17 protein-coding genes are annotated in these 15,889 nt (G+C 56.3%); 6 read left to right on the top strand and 11 right to left on the bottom strand.

The genetic code is table 11. The features are described from left to right. Window positions 1–2: 2 nt before the first annotated feature. From ampD to ACIPF8_RS15840, 6 genes are all read left to right on the top strand, one after another. Window positions 3–644, top strand: a complete 642-nt coding sequence (gene ampD, locus ACIPF8_RS15865; RefSeq protein ID WP_400422730.1) for a 1,6-anhydro-N-acetylmuramyl-L-alanine amidase AmpD — start codon at window positions 3–5, stop codon at window positions 642–644. 523 nt (window positions 645–1,167) lie between these two features. Continuing rightward, complete coding sequence (locus ACIPF8_RS15860) at window positions 1,168–4,092, top strand: ribonucleoside-diphosphate reductase subunit alpha (RefSeq protein ID WP_400422728.1); 2,925 nt, start codon at window positions 1,168–1,170, stop codon at window positions 4,090–4,092. A 142-nt stretch (window positions 4,093–4,234) separates the two neighbouring features. Beyond that, window positions 4,235–5,407, top strand: coding sequence for a ribonucleotide-diphosphate reductase subunit beta (locus ACIPF8_RS15855; RefSeq protein WP_400422725.1), 1,173 nt, complete (start codon window positions 4,235–4,237; stop codon window positions 5,405–5,407). A 474-nt stretch (window positions 5,408–5,881) separates the two neighbouring features. Beyond that, window positions 5,882–6,625: a histone H1-like DNA-binding protein gene (locus ACIPF8_RS15850; RefSeq protein WP_400422723.1), complete on the top strand. Its 744-nt coding sequence runs from the start codon at window positions 5,882–5,884 to the stop codon at window positions 6,623–6,625. 352 nt (window positions 6,626–6,977) lie between these two features. Beyond that, window positions 6,978–7,520, top strand: a complete 543-nt coding sequence (locus ACIPF8_RS15845; protein ID WP_400422720.1) for a YggT family protein — start codon at window positions 6,978–6,980, stop codon at window positions 7,518–7,520. After that, window positions 7,517–7,852: a DUF167 domain-containing protein gene (locus ACIPF8_RS15840; protein WP_400422717.1), complete on the top strand. Its 336-nt coding sequence runs from the start codon at window positions 7,517–7,519 to the stop codon at window positions 7,850–7,852. Before ACIPF8_RS15845 ends, ACIPF8_RS15840 begins: the two co-directional genes overlap by 4 nt. A gap of 111 nt (window positions 7,853–7,963) precedes the next feature. On the opposite strand, the gene bfr is transcribed toward ACIPF8_RS15840, so the two are convergent. The 11 genes from bfr to ACIPF8_RS15785 form a co-directional block, all read right to left on the bottom strand. Next, the gene (gene bfr, locus ACIPF8_RS15835; protein ID WP_061534572.1) at window positions 7,964–8,434 is read right to left on the bottom strand and encodes a bacterioferritin; all 471 of its coding nucleotides are present in this window, start codon (window positions 8,432–8,434) and stop codon (window positions 7,964–7,966) included. A gap of 359 nt (window positions 8,435–8,793) precedes the next feature. Next, complete coding sequence (locus ACIPF8_RS15830) at window positions 8,794–9,210, bottom strand: ExbD/TolR family protein (RefSeq protein ID WP_400423005.1); 417 nt, start codon at window positions 9,208–9,210, stop codon at window positions 8,794–8,796. Next, the gene (locus ACIPF8_RS15825) at window positions 9,210–9,950 is read right to left on the bottom strand and encodes a MotA/TolQ/ExbB proton channel family protein (protein ID WP_400422715.1); all 741 of its coding nucleotides are present in this window, start codon (window positions 9,948–9,950) and stop codon (window positions 9,210–9,212) included. Before ACIPF8_RS15825 ends, ACIPF8_RS15830 begins: the two co-directional genes overlap by 1 nt. A gap of 81 nt (window positions 9,951–10,031) precedes the next feature. Continuing rightward, a complete protein-coding gene (locus tag ACIPF8_RS15820; protein WP_400422712.1) occupies window positions 10,032–10,730 on the bottom strand; it encodes an energy transducer TonB in 699 nt (232 codons plus the stop codon). 21 nt (window positions 10,731–10,751) lie between these two features. Beyond that, window positions 10,752–10,982, bottom strand: a complete 231-nt coding sequence (locus tag ACIPF8_RS15815; protein ID WP_400423002.1) for a bacterioferritin-associated ferredoxin — start codon at window positions 10,980–10,982, stop codon at window positions 10,752–10,754. 91 nt (window positions 10,983–11,073) lie between these two features. Continuing rightward, window positions 11,074–11,394 (bottom strand): hypothetical protein, encoded by a 321-nt coding sequence (locus ACIPF8_RS15810; protein WP_400422709.1) that lies wholly within the window; start codon window positions 11,392–11,394, stop codon window positions 11,074–11,076. A gap of 101 nt (window positions 11,395–11,495) precedes the next feature. Next, a complete protein-coding gene (gene hemP, locus ACIPF8_RS15805) occupies window positions 11,496–11,693 on the bottom strand; it encodes a hemin uptake protein HemP (protein WP_400422706.1) in 198 nt (65 codons plus the stop codon). A gap of 318 nt (window positions 11,694–12,011) precedes the next feature. Continuing rightward, on the bottom strand, window positions 12,012–13,247 hold the full coding sequence (locus ACIPF8_RS15800; RefSeq protein WP_400422703.1) for a class I SAM-dependent RNA methyltransferase: 1,236 nt from the start codon (window positions 13,245–13,247) through the stop codon (window positions 12,012–12,014). A 73-nt stretch (window positions 13,248–13,320) separates the two neighbouring features. After that, window positions 13,321–13,923: a 2-hydroxychromene-2-carboxylate isomerase gene (locus ACIPF8_RS15795; protein WP_400422700.1), complete on the bottom strand. Its 603-nt coding sequence runs from the start codon at window positions 13,921–13,923 to the stop codon at window positions 13,321–13,323. A 19-nt stretch (window positions 13,924–13,942) separates the two neighbouring features. Continuing rightward, on the bottom strand, window positions 13,943–14,365 hold the full coding sequence (locus ACIPF8_RS15790; protein ID WP_400422697.1) for a CopD family protein: 423 nt from the start codon (window positions 14,363–14,365) through the stop codon (window positions 13,943–13,945). Window positions 14,366–14,597: 232 nt separating this feature from the next. Continuing rightward, complete coding sequence (locus tag ACIPF8_RS15785) at window positions 14,598–15,863, bottom strand: glutamate-5-semialdehyde dehydrogenase (protein ID WP_400422694.1); 1,266 nt, start codon at window positions 15,861–15,863, stop codon at window positions 14,598–14,600. Window positions 15,864–15,889: the final 26 nt, after the last annotated feature.

Genomic DNA, 15,889 nt, shown 5'->3' with positions numbered 1-15,889 from the left:
CCATGACGGAGCCGCAAAAGAGTAGCGCATTACCGGTTCGACCTTACTTCGAGGTTGGCGCCGACGGCTGGTGCCGCCCGGATGAAGTGGTGCGCCATTCGTCGCCGAATTGCGATGCCCGGCCTGCCGGTTGCAGCGCCGATCTGCTGGTGATCCACAATATCAGCCTGCCGCCGGGGCAGTTCGGCGGTCCCTATATTGCCGATCTGTTCAGCAACCGGCTCGACTATGATGCCCATCCTTATTTTGATCAACTGCGGCCGTTGCGGGTCTCGTCCCACTTCCTGATATTGCGCGACGGTGGTGTGGTCCAGTTCGTGTCCGCCAATGATCGCGCCTGGCATGCCGGCGTATCCAGTTTCGAGGGCCGCGAACGTTGCAACGATTTTTCGATCGGCATCGAACTGGAAGGTAGCGATTTCGAACAATTTTCTGATCTGCAATACCAGGCGTTGACAACATTGACCCATGCGTTGCGCTTGCGTTATCCTCTCGCCGCGGTGGCTGGGCACGAGCATATTGCGCCAGGCCGGAAGACCGATCCGGGTCCGTTTTTCGACTGGGCCCAATACCAGCAAGCGTTAGCCGGGCATATGCCGCAAGCGCTCAATACCCCGCCGCTCCGCTTCCCTGTTATAGACTGAAAAAGTCAATTGCATTCTCGGTTTTTGCACATAAAAAAGATCGCTTTTAAAGATTGCGCCAGCGACTTCTAGGCACTACAATTAGTAAAAATCAAATCCAGAAACCTACATGTAGTGTTTTTTGTGTCTCGCATTTGGCTGTTTTGTTGTCTGTCTGCATATTTGAATGCTCTATATCGTACTTATATAGATGTAGTGCAGATGCAGGTGCCGGATAGGCGGCAGGGCGGTTTCCCAGTTGGTCGAGTTTGCTATTGGTTGTATTTGGCGCTCATTTTTTTTCATCTTGTTTTCAACGTATTTTCAACTTAGGTTCGTGCATTTCCAGTCATTCCGTTGAGATGTCAGTCATGGGTATCAAGTCTTGCTGTCGCAGCATAAAGGCAGGTTCGACGCAGTATGTGACTGATGTAGAAATGGCATGCGTTGTATCTGCACCGGTGAACCCTTAGCGGTTTCAAGGTTCTAATTAATAACAGCAGGCGTAATGAGTTCGCCTGCTTTCACAGTCTCGGGAGGCTCAGTGCAATCTACTCAAGAAATTTCCGTCAAATCATCAGCCGATGTTGCTGGTGTCCCGCCATCGGCCGGTAGCGGCTCTCCCGTCAAGGTGTCCAGCAGTTTCGGCGACTACCGGATCATCCGCCGTAACGGCGCCGTGGTCGGTTTCGAGCCATCCAAGATTTCGATCGCTGTCACCAAGGCTTTCCTCGCTGTCAACGGCGGCCAGGGCGCAGCTTCGGCGCGCGTGCGCGAGTTGGTCGAACAATTGACCTCCAACGTGGTTGCTGCGCTGGTGCGCCGCCAGCCAAATGGCGGCACATTCCATATTGAAGACATCCAGGACCAGGTCGAACTGTCCCTGATGCGTTCCGGCGAACACGATGTGGCGCGTGCCTACGTGCTGTATCGCGCCAAGCGCATGGAAGAGCGTTCGCAGCAGCAGACCGGCAGCAAGCCGGCTGTCGGCGGCACTGAATTGTTTGTCACCGAAGATGGCCAGCGCCGCGCGCTGGACATGAACCAGGTGCGTGATCTGATTACCGCAGCCTGTATCGGCCTGGAAAAGCATGTCGATGCTGAAGCGATCCTGGCGGAAACCGTCAAGAACCTGTACGACGGCGTGCCGGTTGAAGAACTGCACAAGTCGGCGATCCTGGCAGCGCGTGCATTGATGGAAAAAGACCCTGCTTACAGCACGGTTACCGCACGTCTGCTGATGCACACGATCCGTAAGGAAGTATTTGGCAAGGAAGTGGCGCAAGCCGACGCACCAGCTGAATATCTTGAATATTTCCCGAAATTCATTAAGAAGGGTATTGAAGCAGATTTGCTCGATGCCAAGCTGGCGCAATTCGACCTGGCGTTGCTGGGCGAAGCATTGAAGCCGGAACGCGACCTGCAATTCGGTTACCTCGGCCTGCAAACGCTGTACGACCGTTATTTCCTGCACGTCCGCGATATCCGCATCGAAATGCCGCAAGCGTTCTACATGCGCGTGGCGATGGGCCTGGCGCTGAATGAAGTCAACCGCGAAGCGCGCGCCATCGAGTTCTACAACCTGCTGTCCAGCTTCGATTTCATGAGCTCGACGCCGACCCTGTTCAACTCCGGCACCCAGCGCTCGCAGCTGTCGTCCTGCTACCTGACAACGGTGGCCGACGATCTCGACGGCATCTACGAAGCGATCAAGGAAAACGCCTTGCTGGCGAAGTACGCCGGCGGCCTCGGCAACGACTGGACGCCAGTACGTTCGTTGGGCGCTCACATCAAGGGCACCAACGGCAAGTCGCAAGGCGTGGTGCCATTCCTGAAAGTGGTCAACGATACCGCCGTGGCGGTCAACCAGGGCGGCAAGCGCAAGGGCGCGGTCTGCGCCTACTTGGAAACCTGGCACATGGACATCGAGGAATTCCTCGACCTGCGTAAAAACACCGGCGATGATCGCCGCCGCACCCACGACATGAACACCGCCAACTGGATTCCAGACCTGTTCATGAAGCGTGTGATGGAAAAAGGCGAGTGGACCCTGTTCTCGCCAAGCGATGCACCGGACCTGCATGACAAGGTCGGCAAAGCCTTCGAAGCAGCCTACACCGGCTACGAAGCCAAGGCTGCGCGCGGCGAACTGCGTCTGTTCAAGAAGATCCAGGCGCTCGACCTGTGGCGCAAGATGCTGTCGATGCTGTTCGAAACCGGCCACCCATGGATCACTTTCAAAGATCCATGCAACATCCGTTCGCCGCAGCAGCACGTCGGCATGGTCCACAGCTCAAACCTGTGCACCGAGATCACGCTGAACACCAATGAATCCGAGATCGCGGTCTGTAACCTGGGTTCGGTCAACCTGCCGGCGCACATGAAAGATGGCCAGCTGGATCGCGCCAAATTGCAGAAAACCATCAATACTGCGATGCGCATGCTGGATAATGTGATCGATATTAACTATTATGCAGTCAAGAAGGCGCGCGATTCCAACCTGCGTCACCGTCCGGTTGGCCTCGGCATCATGGGTTTCCAGGATTGCCTGCACATGATGCGCGTGCCTTATGCCTCGAAAGCAGCGGTTGAATTTGCCGATACCTCGATGGAAGCAGTCTGCTTCCACGCCTATTGGGCATCGACCGAACTGGCGGAAGAGCGCGGCCGTTACAGCAGCTACCGCGGTTCCTTGTGGGATCGTGGCATCCTGCCGCAAGATTCGTTGAAATTGCTGGCGGAAGAGCGCGGCGGCTATCTCGAAGCAGACCTGTCCGAGTCCTTGGACTGGACCGAACTGCGTGCCCGCATCAAGGAATTCGGCATGCGCAATTCGAACTGCGTAGCGATTGCGCCGACAGCGACGATCTCGAACATCATCGGTGTATCGGCATGTATCGAACCGACTTACCAGAACCTGTACGTGAAATCGAACCTGTCCGGCGAGTTCACTGAAATCAATGAATACCTGGTGCGTGATTTGAAAGCGCGCGGTCTGTGGGATGAAGTGATGATCTCCGACCTCAAGTATTTCGACGGCAGCCTGGCCAAGATCGACCGCATTCCGCAAGATTTGCGCGACATCTATGCCACCGCATTCGAAGTTGAGCCGTCCTGGCTGGTGGAAGCTGCATCGCGCCGTCAGAAATGGATCGACCAGGCACAGTCGCTGAATATCTATATGGCAGGCGCATCCGGCAAGAAGCTGGATGAAACCTACAAGCTGGCATGGTTGCGTGGTCTCAAGACCACTTACTACCTGCGTACCATCGGCGCAACGCATACCGAGAAGTCGACTTCGAAAACCGGCGCATTGAATGCGGTGGCTGTCGATGGCGGCATGAGCGGTGGTGCGGCAGCGACTTACGGTACAGCGCCAGTAGAAGCTGCGCCACTGGAACTGGACGGCCCGGCGTGCACCATGCGTCCTGGCGATCCTGGTTTCGAAGAATGCGAAGCTTGCCAATAAATACTGTTCAGCTATAACGAAATAATGAAAAAGTAGGGTGGGCATGTTTTTCTGCCCACGCGTTACCGAAGCAAACCTAGTGACGGATTTAACGTCACGCGTGGGCGCAACTGCCCACCCTACAAAGATAAAGGAATAAAGAATGCTCTCCTGGGATGAAGAAAAAAGTTCGGCGCCCGCTCCTCGTACTCCGCCGGCACAGCCAGGGTTTTCCCCTTCGGCTCGTCCGCAAATGTCCGATACCGCTTTCAACCCGGCAGTGATGGGACAAGCCGCAGCACCGGTGGTCGACACCACACACCGTGTCAATGCTGCCGACAAGCGCATCATCAACGGCCATACCGACGTCAACCAGCTGGTGCCGTTCAAGTACAAATGGGCTTGGGATAAATACCTGGCCGGCTGCGCCAACCACTGGATGCCGCAGGAAATCAACATGCAGCGCGACATCGAGCTGTGGAAGAACCCGAACGGCCTGACCGAAGACGAACGCCGTCTGGTCAAGCGCAACCTGGGTTTCTTCGTCACCGCCGACTCGCTGGCAGCCAACAATATCGTGCTCGGCACCTACCGTCACATCACAGCGCCGGAATGCCGCCAGTACCTGTTGCGTCAGGCTTTCGAAGAAGCGATTCACACTCACGCTTATCAGTACATCGTGGAATCGCTCGGCCTGGACGAGGCAGAGATATTCAACGCCTATCACGAAGTCAAATCGATTCGCGACAAGGACGAGTTCCTGATCCCGTTCATCAATACGCTGACCGATCCTGAGTTCAAGACCGGCACGACTGAAAACGATCAGAAACTGCTGCGCTCGCTGATCGTATTCGCCTGCATCATGGAAGGACTTTTCTTCTATGTCGGCTTCACGCAGATCCTTGCGCTGGGCCGTCAGAACAAGATGATGGGCGCTGCTGAACAGTATCAATACATCTTGCGCGACGAGTCGATGCACTGCAATTTCGGGATCGATTTGATCAACACGATCAAGATGGAAAACCCACATTTGTGGACACCGGAATTCCGCGATGAGATTAAAGCGTTGTTTTTAAGCGCAGTAGAGTTGGAATATCGCTACGCAGAGGATACAATGCCGCGTGGAGTGCTCGGTTTGAATGCGCCAATGTTCAAAGGGTATTTGCGGTTCATCGCAAATCGCCGCGCGCAACAGATCGGACTGGACCCAATGTTCCCTCAGGAAGAAAATCCCTTCCCCTGGATGAGTGAGATGATCGATCTGAAAAAAGAACGCAACTTTTTTGAGACTCGAGTAATCGAATACCAAACCGGCGGTGCACTGAACTGGGAATAAAGGTTTCAGATCTCGGACAAGAATAACGAGGTGGTTGGACGAGGTAGACGGAGACCTGCAGCGCTTAGTAGATAAAAAAAGAGTGCGCAACTGAAAGGTGATTTCCAAATTTAATGAACAGTCAAAGACAGCTTCGATCTTATCTGTTGTCGCCGCTTACCCCGATTCAATCGGGTTTGGCGGCGTTTTCTTTGGGAAAAGCAAAGTGTCTCTGCAATAGAATTCCGACGCTGGCGTAACCGCCGGCGTTTTTTGGCCCTGGAGCGCGGCAGATAGGTGCTGCGACAGACTCCGGGCCAATGATGGCTGAAGTGCTGCATCAATGAGGGGATGGAGCAGTTCAGCTGGTGCCGAATTCATTAGCGCAAGCAGAATTGATTGTGCCGATGAATAATCCGCCGTACCCATCGCGATGGGTTCGTCGGGTTTCCAACTTGGAGTTTGATTTTTTCCATCACGTGAAGGAGAAACAAAATGGCAACAGCAGCAAAGAAACCCGCAGCGAAGAAACCCGCTGCGAAGAAGGCAGCACCGGCCAAGAAGCCAGTAGCTAAAGCAGCAGCAAAACCAGCAGCGGCAAAGAAGCCAGTTGCTAAGAAAGCTGTAGCAGCGAAAAAGCCGGTAGCTAAAGCAGCAGCAAAACCAGCAGCTAAGAAACCAGTTGCTAAGAAAGCTGTCGCGGCCAAAAAGCCAGTAGCTAAGAAAGCAGCAGCAAAACCAGCAGCGGCGAAGAAGCCAGTTGCTAAGAAAGCTGTTGCAGCTAAAAAGCCAGTAGCTAAGAAAGTAGCAGCTAAACCAGCAGCGGCGAAGAAGCCAGTTGCTAAGAAAGCTGTTGCGGCTAAAAAGCCAGTAGCTAAGAAAGCAGCAGCAAAACCAGCAGCTAAGAAGCCAGTTGCTAAGAAAGCTGTCGCGGCCAAAAAGCCAGTAGCTAAGAAAGCAGTAGCAGCCAAGAAGCCAGTAGCTAAGGCAGCAGCGAAACCAGCGGCCAAAAAGCCGGCAGTTAAGAAAGTCGCGGCTAAGCCAGCAGCAAAAAAGCCAGTAGCTAAGGCAGCAGCGAAACCTGCCGCCAAGCCTGCAGCTGCTAAGCCAGCTGTGAAGAAAGCCGCAGCTAAGCCTGCAGCAAAAAAGCCAGTAGCTAAACCGGCAGCTGAGCCAGCAGTAAAGACAGTGCTCAACCCGGCAGCAGCTTGGCCATTCCCAACTGGCACACGTCCGTAATTAGTGTTTGTCAGTTCGCCTGAGCAGCTTCAGGCGTATCGCCCGCTGTATAGCCTAGCGCTATCCAGCGGGTTTTTATTTTTACAGGCCCTCATGGAGGGCTGATGCGGCGAGCCTGCCTCCGTTACGCCGGCCGCTCCTGCACGCTGCCGACAGGGCTGGGCAAAGCTAAAATAGCTGGTAGGATGGGATTCCTGCTGTGTGCCCGATCCTGATTTCCTGGCATCGGTGCTGCGGCCTGGCTCACAATTTTCAGCTGAATTCGGGTAAGTTATTGGCATGTCGGGTGGCAAGCGCCACGCTTCGTTGCAGCTGAAAACCTGCATGTCCAATCTGGAAAAGGAAACGCTTCGTGTTGCAGAATATTTTTACCTTGATTATCGAAACGATTGCCAGCGTCGTCGGCGGCGTCTTGCTGCTTCGGTTCTGGATACAGGCGGTTCGGGTGCGTCCGCCGCAACAGCTGGCGCAATTCATCTTTACCCTGTCCGACTGGGCCGTACGCCCAATGCGCAAAGTGCTGCCGGGTCTCGGCGGCTACGATTGGGCCAGCCTGATTGGCGCCATCCTGGTTGCGGTGATCTGCATCCTGCTTGAGCTGGGTGTCAGGTCCGCGCTCAATGCCTCGCTGATTTTCAGCCTGTCGGCGCTGCTGTTTTTCCAATGGGTGTTCTATGGCTTGATCGCATTGCTGATTATCGAGGCGATCTTCAGCTGGGTGAATCCGAATGCGCCGCTGGCGCCCTTTGTACGGGCGTTGAACGAGCCGCTGCTGCGTCCTTTACGCCGGATCATCCCGCTGATCGGCAATGTCGACCTGTCGCCGCTGGCGGCCTTGATACTGCTGCGGGTGGTACATCAACTGGTGATTTATCTGATCATGTCGCTGGCATGAGCCGCAATGCGCCCGCTGCCGCCCTTGGCGGCGCCTGGTGCAGCGAGATTACCGGTGGCGTCCGGTTGGTGCTACAGGTAACGCCGAATGCCAAGAAGAGCCAGGTAATCGGTCCGCTGGAGGATGTACTCAAGCTGCGCTTGCAGGCGCAGCCTATCGAAGGCAAGGCGAACGAGGCGCTGTTGCGTTTCCTGGCGGAGTTGCTGGATGTGCCGCGCAGCAGGATCAGCATCAGCCACGGCTTGACCAGCAAACGGAAAATGGTGGAAGTGCTGGGTGCCGCATTGACCGCTGAGAAGGTCATGCGTGTGCTGCTCGCAGACGCGCAATAGCTTCGCTTAAAGTAAAAACGACTTCCGATAAAGATATCGGAAGTCGCTTGGTCCGGCTTTCCCGCTGCGGCGTCAGGCGCTCAGCGGCAAGGTGTGCTGAAAGATGCCGGTTCAGGCATCCATCTGGCTTTGCAGATAGTTCTGCAGGCCGACTTTGTCGATCAGGTCGATCTGGGTTTCCAGCCAGTCGATATGCTCTTCGGTATCTTCCAGGATCTCGCGGAACAGTTCACGCGACACGTAATCGCCAGCCTTTTCGCAAGCCGCGATACCTTCCTTGACGGTTTTTTGTGCGCCTTGTTCCAGCTTCAGGTCGCATTCCAGCATCTCCGGCGTCGATTCGCCGATCATCAGCTTGTGCAATGCCTGCAGGTTCGGCAAGCCGTTCAGCATCAGGATGCGGTCGATCAGCTTGTCGGCGTGTTTCATCTCGCCGATCGATTCTTCGTATTCTTTCTTGCCGAGTTTTTCCAGGCCCCAATGCTTGTACATGCGTGCATGCAGGAAGTATTGGTTGATGGCAGTCAGTTCGTTGGTCAGCTGTGCGTTGAGCAGCGTGATGATTTGTTTTTCGCCTTGCATGGGGACCTCTTGAGAATAGGGGAGCGGGACGAGGGGGCCGATACGCCGGATGCAACTGGCGATTTTCATGCCGTATCCTCGCACTATCGGTGTGTTACAACCGAAATCGCAGCCATGATAGCGCATGCTCCGCGCTTTTTCATCATCAGATAGCGCGAATCATTTTCATTGTGATTTGTGCACCAACCGGTCGGCGATGGTGAGTCGGGACAGGTGCTCCATATGCAAACAGAGCCTGCGCATCGTTAGATGGGCAGGCTCTTTGCGTTGCGGCCAGTGCAAACGATCGATAGCGGTCAGCTATGGAAATCTGCAAGTGATCGATAAAGGCTTGGCATCATATCGATTTAGGTTATGACTTACTTTGCATCCGGCTCCGTCACGAAGCCTATCTTGCCGAGTCCGCCCGATTGCGCCGCCGCCATCACTTGCGCCACTTTTTCATATTGAACGGTGCGGGCGGCACGCAGATGCAACTCCGGTTGCGGCTGCTTTTGCGCCGCTGCGGCAATCCGTACAGCCAGTTCATTATGGTCGATCGCCTCTTCATTCCAGAACACCTTGCCGTCGGCATCGATCGCCAGGTTGATGTTTTCCGGCTTGGTCTGGTCCGGCTGATTACTGGCGCGCGGCAAGTCGATCTTGACCGCGTGATTCATGACCGGAATCGTCATGATGAAGATGATCAGCAGCACCAGCATCACGTCGACCAGCGGCGTGGTGTTGATCTCCGGATTGAAATCGTCGTCCGAATCGGACAGTGAGCCCATCCCCATCATGCACCTTTCACGGCAACCAGCTTGGCGCCATTACCCGAACCGTTGGCCTGCTCGGTTTCGTTATTGCTGGAACGGGAACCGGTAACGAACAGCGCGTGCAGGTCAAAGCCGAACTTGTTCAGTTTGGCGATGATGGTCTTGTTGCCGCGCACCAGGGCGTTGTAGCCGAAGGTAGCCGGAATCGCCACTGCCAACCCCAGCGCCGTCATGATCAGCGCCTCGCCGACCGGGCCGGCAACTTTGTCGATACTGGCCTGGCCGGAGGTGCCGATCGATACCAGTGCGTGGTAGATGCCCCAGACGGTGCCGAACAAGCCGACAAACGGCGCGGTCGAGCCTACCGAAGCCAGCACCGCCATGCCGGCCTGCAATTTGCCCGAAACCTCGTCGATTGCCTGGCGCAGCGACAGCGTGACCCAGTCGCTGACCGACAGTTGGTCGTGCAGATGGCCCTTATGAGCAGCGTGGTGGCGCATCGAAGACACACCGGCTTGCGCTACTTCGGCGAACGGATTCTCGGTGCCAAGCGTGGCGATTCCCTCTGGCAGGCTGGTGGTATCCCAGAACTGGTGGCCGGCGGCGTGTGCGGCGCGCTGGAAACGCAGGATCTGCAACGCCTTGGTCAGGATCACGTACCACGATGCAATCGACATCGCGACCAGCAGCACGGCCACGCTCTTGATGACAAAATCGCCCTGACCCCAAAGCGCTTCTAACCCGTATGGACTTGCTTCCATGATGAACTCCCCTTGTATCTTTTGAATTGATTGCGGCTGAATTGGCTCTATGCGCCAAAAAATGCCGTGGCTTGACTGAAATTAACTGGACAGCTGGAAATTGATCGGCACGATGGCAAACACCGGCAGCGCCTTGCCGTCTTCCATATAAGGCTTGAACAAGGCACGCATGACCGCCTGCTTGGCAGCGTCATCGAGACGGCTGGAGCCGGATGATTTCTGCACTTCGACGCGCTCGGCGCGGCCTTTTTCGTTGATCAGGACCCGGATCACGGACTTGCCTTCTTCGCCCATGCGCTTGGAGACGGCCGGGTATTTCACATCAGGCGGCTGGATGTACTCGACGCCGGAGGTGATGGTGCGCGGTTGCGCCGGGGCGGCAACTGGCGCCGGTGCAGGTGCCGCGGCAGCAACCGGTTCTTCGCGCTGCGGTGGTTGCGGCGGCGGCGTTGGCACTGAAATGGCGGTTTCCGACGGGGTATTGTTGACGACCGGGATGGGGCGCGGAGGAGTGATGCTTTTCTTGACGATGGCGACGGTTTTTGGCTGCGCTGGCTGCGGTTTCGGCGGTGTCGGTTCAGGCGCTTTTTCAGGCGTAATGAAACTGGCGATGATTTCTTTCGGCAAGGCTTGTGCCGCCTGATGAATCAAGCCGTTTTCCAGCGCCCAGAAAAAAGCGACATGCAGCAGCAGAATCGTGCCCAGCGGGCCGATGCGTTTGATTTTTTTCCACGTAAGCGCAGGTGGACGCGCGCGTGGACTGATTGTTGCTGACGACATGGTTATGCTGACTCTGCCAGATTACGCGGCTTGTATGTTTGGTTGGAACACCAATGCCTGAACATGGCGGAGGGCTGCCGGGGCGCGGTTATCCAGGCATTCGCGCAACACGCTTTTTGCACAGGTATGGCATTTCCCGCAGCAGGTTGCGATGCCCAGGTTCTCGCGCAATTCGGACATGGAAGTCATGCCCGAATCGACAGCCTGCCGGATCTTACGGTCAGAAACGTTATTGCAAACACAAACAATCATTTTGCACCTTACTGCCATAGTTGGAAGGCAGATTAAAAATAAAAGCAGGCCGGAAAATGCAGTTGCGGCCGTATGGTTTATCGATATTGCTTTAGCAAACTCTGCTGCCGGCGCCAAATCTGCCCAGCAACGTGTACTTCTCAGGGCGCGGCATCGTACTTTCGACGACGCTACCCCATTGTTCCGACAACTGCTGGCAGGTTGCGCGCAGCACCGGCGCCAGATTCGGCAAGTCGGCCAACGCTTTCAAATGCCGCTCAATCACTGAAGCCAGCTTGACGCAGCCGCTGCTTTCCTGGCTGTGTGCGGTGTAATGCGACATCAGGTGCAACACCGCTGAAACCAGCAACTCCGGCTGTGCCGGTGCGCCGTTTGGCTCCACGAAAGCCGGATTGATTTTCTCAGAGACCATTCAGTACTCCTCTATCAGTATCTCGCTGGCTGGCGGGTGCGGCAGGCGGGCTTCACAAGTAATGGCTTTAAAAAACTGCTTTTGCGGCTATGACGCCAGGCTCAAGCAGTCAGGATCAACTTGTTCAACTGGGTCAACCGCAGCTTGTAAATTCTGCCGCCATGATCGATTTCCAGTTCGCGCATTTGCTTGAACAGATCCTGGCTCTTGATTCGCGTGACTGCTGATGCAACTGACTTCGTGATGCTGGACACAGTGTCTTTATCAACTGGGGTTTCGCGTCGTATCGAGTGGCTCATTATAGTCCTTTCTGTAAATGCGAACAATTCGTATTTGTATTATTCTCCACTTGAACAGGGAATGCAAGCGCTTTTGACGCTTGCTGTGCGCGCCATCCACAGGCAGTTTCCCCGGGGATAATATCTATTCATTTTGTTGTTTATTTAAAATCAAATACGGCAAGAAAAGCCGCTTTGAGCAAGATTCCGCCGTATTTCGAGCCAGTTGTTTCTAACGAGAAATGGGGAGAGGCGGTATTCAGGATGCAGAAATGAAACAGGCGCAATCCACTGGATTGCGCCTGTTTATTGGGAGAGGCTATACAGCGCTTGGCGTGCTTATTCGGTTTTCGGCTTGGCCGCTTCGCGCCGGTTGAAGCCAGCCACCATGTCGAAACGGAACAGGCGGCATTCCAGTGCGCCGTTGAAGAAAGGCGTCTTGCGCGCCTCTTTCAGACGCAGCAGCTTCGGCAAGCCGAGGTCGGCCGAGAACAGGAAGATGCTCCAGCCGGCAAAGCGCTGCTTCAGCGTGGTGCTGAAGGCGGTAAAGAATGCGGTCAGCAAATCGTCGCTGCTCAAGGTGCTGTCGCCGCGCACGCCAATCCGTTCGCCATACGGCGGGTTGGTCAGCATGATGCCGCCTTCGGCATCGCTCGGCGGTTTGACTTCCTGTGCTTCGATCTGCTTGATCGGTACTTCAAACAGGATGCCGGCATTGCGCAGGTTGTTGATGGCGATTTGCACCATGTCGCCTGAGATGTCGCTGCCGAAAATGGTTGGTGTGGTCGGCAACGGGTTGGGCTTGAAGCTGCCTTTGATCGCCAGCCATTTGTCGCTTTCGAAATCGTTGAATTTTTCAAAGGCGAAATGACGCCGGGCGCCGGACGGGATGCCAGCCAGGATCTGCGCCGCTTCGACCAGGATCGTGCCGGAACCGCACATCGGATCGAACAATACCGTGCCTGGCTTCCAGCCGGTAGTGCGCAACAGGCCGGCAGCCAGGTTCTCGCGCAACGGTGCATCGCCGGTTTCAGCGCGCCAGCCGCGCTTGAACAATGCTTCGCCCGAGGTGTCCAGGTAGAGCGTGAAATTGTGCGCATCGAGAAAGCCGACGATACGCATGTCCGGCGTGCCGGTGTCGACCGAAGGACGCTCGTTGTACAAGTCGCGGAAACGGTCGCAGATGCCGTCCTTGATCTTCAGGGTAGTAAATTGCAGGCTGCGCAATGGCGATTTCACCGCAGTGACGTCGACGCGGATGGTGTGGCTGACCGGAAACCAGCTTTCCCATTCCTGTTCCAGCGTCATGTCGTAGATATCGTTTTCGGTTTTATACGCGCCGTGCGTCAGGCGCAGCAGCACCCGGCTGGCGATGCGCGAATGCAGGTTGATGCGCCAGGCATCGCTCAGCAAGCCGGAACAATGGACGCCGCCCGGCACCTGGGTATGCACCTTGAGCGTGACCGCAGGGGCGCTGAATTGCGCAATTTCATTTAACTCTTCCGCCAGTGCGCCTTCCAGGCCGCGTGGGCAAGGGCAAAAATAGGAGTGTTTATCGGTAGATTTGTGTGACATAGGAGGACCTTTTATCCGTTGGTATTACAATTTTGCGTAGGGTGGGGACGCTGTGCCCACCCTACAAAACAATTTATTTGGCGAAGGCGCGCTCCACAAAATCAAGCCGGTCCTGGCCCCAGAATCCTTCGCCGTCGACCACATACCAGGGGGAGCCAAATACATTGGCGGAAATCGCTTCTTCGGTAAAGCGGTCGAATTCACTCTGGACGCTGGCGGTTTCGGCCGATTTCAGCAAGGTCTTGCCGTCATGGCCGAGGTCGGTGGCAATTGCGATCAGGGTAGCGCCATCCGCGATATTGCGTTGTTCGGCCCAGACTGCGCGCATTATAGCGCTGGTCAGCGTCAGTGCCGCTTCGGTGCCATGCGCCAGTTGCGCCGCGATGATCAGTTTTGCCGCGTCGTCGCTTTGCACCGGGAAATAGGTCGGCTGCAGGTTCAGCGGCACTTGCAGGTATTCGCTCCAGCGTCGCAGCTCTGCCAGCCGGTAGGCCTGGCGTTGCGGTGAGCGCTTGGCCAGCGGCAAACCGCCGGAGATGCTGAAGACTTTCGACAGGTCGCACGGCTTCAGCGCGATCTTGACGTTATATTGCTTGGCCAGCTCCAGCAGGCGCGCGTGGCCCAGATAGGCGAACGGCGAATGCGGCGCAAAATAATATTCGCAAAGCTTGCTCATGGCGAGTCCTTGGATAAGATTAGAACGGTTTGACCACGACCAGGATGACGATCGCCAGCAACAGGATGACCGGCACTTCGTTGAACCAGCGGAACCATGTGTGGCTGCGCGTGTTCACGCCATTTTCAAATTTCTTCAACAGGCTGCCGCAAGCATGGTGGTAACCGATCACAAAAATCACCAACAGCAGTTTGGCATGCATCCAGCCATTGCCCGGACCTTTGCCGATGCCGTAACCAAGCCACAACCAGGCGCCGAACAGCACCGCAGGGAACGCCAGCATTGTCATGAAGCGATACAGTTTGCGCGCCATCAGCAACAGGCGCTGGGTCGCCACGGTTTCGGTTTCCTGCGCCAGGTTGACCAGGATGCGCGGCAAGTAGAACAAGCCCGCAAACCAGGAGGCGATGAAGACGATATGTAGCGATTTGATCCAGAGCATGAAGTTTCCTTTTTGATTATTGCGGGAAGGGCGATGCGTTTGCTGATGACGACAAGTGGGGCCAGTTCCTTGCGGTCTGGACCAATAGCTTGAAGCGGGCTGCAGCTGCTACTTCGACAGCGCGAAACTGCCGCAGCCCGATTCAATATAACGGTTTCTCAAAGCTGCCTGACGGTGTTGCTTGCCTAAAAACGGGTACACAAAGGAGCATGCCGCGTCAGGCACGACGACATTACTCGCGTACCTGTCCTTGCCCGAACACCACATATTTCAGCGAAGTCAGGCCTTCCAGGCCGACCGGTCCGCGCGCATGCAGCTTGTCATTGGAAATGCCGATCTCGGCGCCCAGGCCGAACTCGAAGCCGTCCGCAAAGCGGGTTGACGCATTGACCATGACCGATGCCGAATCGACTTCGCGCAGGAAGCGCAGTGCGCGTGAGTAGTTTTCGGTAACGATGCTGTCGGTGTGTTGCGACGAATAGGTATTGATGTGGGCGATCGCTTCATCGACGTCGGCGACGATCTTGACTGCCAGGATCGCGGCCAGGTATTCGGTGCTCCAGTCCTCTTCGGTGGCGGCGCTCAGGTGAGGGTAGCCTTGCAGCAGCGCACGCGCTTCGTCGTCGGCGCGCAGTTCCACTTCCTTGGCGCGGTAGAGTTGCGCCAGCGCCGGCAAAACCTGAGGCGCGATGGCGCGCGCCACCAGCAGGGTTTCCATGGTGTTGCAGGTGCCGTAGCGATGGCATTTTGCGTTGAAGGCGATCGGCAGTGCCTTGTCGAGATCGGCCTGGTCGTCGATGTAGACGTGGCAAATGCCGTCCAGGTGTTTGATCATCGGTACCGTTGCTTCCTTGATCAGGCGTTCGATCAACCCTTTACCGCCGCGCGGCACGATCACGTCGACATATTGCGGCATGGTGATCAGTGCGCCAACGGCGGCGCGATCAGTGGTGTCGACCACTTGTACCGCATCTTCCGGCAAGCCGGCGCCGGCCAGGCCTTCCTTGACCAGCTTGGCCAAGGCCTGGTTGCAATGATGGGCTTCGGAACCGCCGCGCAGGATGGTTGCATTGCCGCTCTTGATGCACAGGCCGGCGGCATCTACGGTGACGTTCGGCCGCGCTTCGTAGATGATGCCGATGACGCCGAGCGGCACGCGCATCTGGCCGACCTGGATGCCGGTCGGGCGGTATTTCATGTTCGAGATTTCACCGATCGGATCGGGCAGGGCGACGATCTGCTCCAACCCTGCGATCATGGTGTCGATCGCCTTGTCCGACAGTGTCAGGCGATCCAGCATGGCTGGCGCCAGACCGTTGGCGCGCGCCGCGTCGAGATCGAGCTGGTTGGCGCTGCGCAGCAGCGCGGCATCGCGCCGGATGGCGGCGGCGATCAACGCCAGCGCGCGGTTCTTGGCGGCAGTGTCGGCACGTGCCATGGCGCGCGATGCGGCGCGGGCGCGCTGCCCGACTTCGGTCATGTATTGTTGGATGTTCATATATTTATTGATGCTTCCCTGCATTT

Source organism: Collimonas sp. NPDC087041, assembly GCF_044745265.1.
Taxonomy (GTDB): domain Bacteria; phylum Pseudomonadota; class Gammaproteobacteria; order Burkholderiales; family Burkholderiaceae_D; genus Collimonas.
This window is presented reverse-complemented; position numbering and strand designations above follow the sequence as displayed.

What these genes read in the sequence shown, in the direction of transcription:
- ampD (WP_400422730.1), top strand. Translation starts at nt 3, where the DNA reads ATGACGGAGCCGCAAAAGAGTAGCGCATTACCGGTTCGACCTTACTTC.
- ACIPF8_RS15855 (WP_400422725.1), top strand. Translation starts at nt 4,235, where the DNA reads ATGCTCTCCTGGGATGAAGAAAAAAGTTCGGCGCCCGCTCCTCGTACT.
- ACIPF8_RS15850 (WP_400422723.1), top strand. Translation starts at nt 5,882, where the DNA reads ATGGCAACAGCAGCAAAGAAACCCGCAGCGAAGAAACCCGCTGCGAAG.
- ACIPF8_RS15840 (WP_400422717.1), top strand. Translation starts at nt 7,517, where the DNA reads ATGAGCCGCAATGCGCCCGCTGCCGCCCTTGGCGGCGCCTGGTGCAGC.
- bfr (WP_061534572.1), bottom strand. Translation starts at nt 8,434, where the DNA reads ATGCAAGGCGAAAAACAAATCATCACGCTGCTCAACGCACAGCTGACC.
- ACIPF8_RS15830 (WP_400423005.1), bottom strand. Translation starts at nt 9,210, where the DNA reads ATGGGGATGGGCTCACTGTCCGATTCGGACGACGATTTCAATCCGGAG.
- ACIPF8_RS15825 (WP_400422715.1), bottom strand. Translation starts at nt 9,950, where the DNA reads ATGGAAGCAAGTCCATACGGGTTAGAAGCGCTTTGGGGTCAGGGCGAT.
- ACIPF8_RS15820 (WP_400422712.1), bottom strand. Translation starts at nt 10,730, where the DNA reads ATGTCGTCAGCAACAATCAGTCCACGCGCGCGTCCACCTGCGCTTACG.
- ACIPF8_RS15815 (WP_400423002.1), bottom strand. Translation starts at nt 10,982, where the DNA reads ATGATTGTTTGTGTTTGCAATAACGTTTCTGACCGTAAGATCCGGCAG.
- ACIPF8_RS15810 (WP_400422709.1), bottom strand. Translation starts at nt 11,394, where the DNA reads ATGGTCTCTGAGAAAATCAATCCGGCTTTCGTGGAGCCAAACGGCGCA.
- hemP (WP_400422706.1), bottom strand. Translation starts at nt 11,693, where the DNA reads ATGAGCCACTCGATACGACGCGAAACCCCAGTTGATAAAGACACTGTG.
- ACIPF8_RS15800 (WP_400422703.1), bottom strand. Translation starts at nt 13,247, where the DNA reads ATGTCACACAAATCTACCGATAAACACTCCTATTTTTGCCCTTGCCCA.
- ACIPF8_RS15795 (WP_400422700.1), bottom strand. Translation starts at nt 13,923, where the DNA reads ATGAGCAAGCTTTGCGAATATTATTTTGCGCCGCATTCGCCGTTCGCC.
- ACIPF8_RS15790 (WP_400422697.1), bottom strand. Translation starts at nt 14,365, where the DNA reads ATGCTCTGGATCAAATCGCTACATATCGTCTTCATCGCCTCCTGGTTT.
- ACIPF8_RS15785 (WP_400422694.1), bottom strand. Translation starts at nt 15,863, where the DNA reads ATGAACATCCAACAATACATGACCGAAGTCGGGCAGCGCGCCCGCGCC.